The organism is Variovorax beijingensis (assembly GCF_003951285.1).
GTDB lineage: Bacteria > Pseudomonadota > Gammaproteobacteria > Burkholderiales > Burkholderiaceae_C > Variovorax > Variovorax beijingensis.
The window spans coordinates 1-1,393 of record NZ_RXFQ01000068.1 but is presented as its reverse complement, the minus strand read 5'-3'; the positions used below and the strand labels follow the sequence as shown (position 1 = coordinate 1,393).

The 1,393-nt window shown below is 58.1% G+C and carries 1 protein-coding gene; it reads left to right on the top strand.

Annotated elements, in window-relative coordinates; all coding sequences use genetic code 11:
* Positions 1–479: 479 nt before the first annotated feature.
* Positions 480–1,393 (top strand): hypothetical protein (locus EJO66_RS32415; RefSeq protein ID WP_164547977.1); only part of this gene is annotated, 914 nt, incomplete at its 3' end.

Genomic DNA, 1,393 nt, shown 5'->3' with positions numbered 1-1,393 from the left:
TCGGCCAGAAGCCGCCACTCGGCAATGTCAGTTTCCGAGAAGTCTGTCATGATCAATCGGCTGCCGCTTTTGTCTGAAAGATGCGCTCCAAACGAGTCTTGTCGATTTGCCAAATCATTTCGAGGCGCACCCCGATGGTTTGATTGTCGACACCACCCAATGGTGGGAGGAACACTGAGAAAGCCTCTCAAGTCACTTCCGCCAAGTAGTTGATTCTCAAGGAATCTTCAGTGTGACTTTCGGGCGATTTGCGGGCGCGGCCGATTACTTCGCTAACCCTTCCATCGAGCGGACACTCAACGGGCTACGCCCGGCGCCTGCCGCTCATGTCAAACGCAATGTCTGAACGCACCAAGTGGCGGCGGCCGTCAGTTCCGGGAGCATGCGTTATCCTGGCATACCTCTTTCTGACGTCGTGCAGCTATGCACCCAGGGTTCCCGCTGCAGGCGACCTGTTCGGACAACACGTTAGAACGACCGTGGATTCAGAAGTGGCGCGTTACTACCTGGAAAACTACCTGCAGGGCGAAGACGAGAACCACGCTCTGAGTGGCAGGATAGATGCTCTGCATCGCGAGTATGTTCGATCCCCGCCGTCGAGAGAGGATCTCAGCGCACTTTCGCGGGTGTTCTCGGTTGATTTCGCAGCATTGTTCCTCGCGCACCGGCTCCTGACCGACGAATGCAACAGGGCGCTGAACCAGTCCTTTGCGAGCTACCTCCAGTTTGAGGCCGGCGTCAACCCCGGAATCGTCTCCTCCTACGTGGTGCTCTTCGTTCCGGGCTGGGATTACGCACGGAACGGACACGTGACCGGCGCGGATTTTGCCAAGCCACGCGAGCTTGTTAGCCGATTTGGCTTGGAGAACCACTTGGTCGAACTACCTCCGACCGGTTCTGTGGAGCGGAATGCAACTGTTCTTGCTTCAGAGATTGCCAGGCGAAGCCGCTCGGGAAAAAAGATCATTCTGGCCAGCGCGAGTTCCGCCGGACCTGCCGTTCAACTTGTCCTAGGCGAGATGCTGAGCGAAAGGGACCAGGACTCGGTCAAGGCCTGGCTCAATCTCGGCGGCATCCTTCAGGGCAGCCCGCTTGTCGACTATCTTGAGGCGAGGCCGTGGCTGTTCAGCCCGATCGTCTGGCTTAAGGGGTGGGAGAAGGAGGCGATCCGCAGCATGTCTACGAGCCGGAGCAGAAGCCGCTTTGCGCGCCTGGACATGGGTTCCGGCATTCTGGTTGTCAACTACCTGGGTATTCCCCTGTCGGGACAGCTCAGTAGATTCTCGCGAGACAACTACCCGATCCTCAGCTCGGATGGGCCTAACGACGGGCTGACGCTGCTTGCAGATGCGATCGCCCCGAACAGCCTGACAATTGTGGCTGTTGGAAGCGA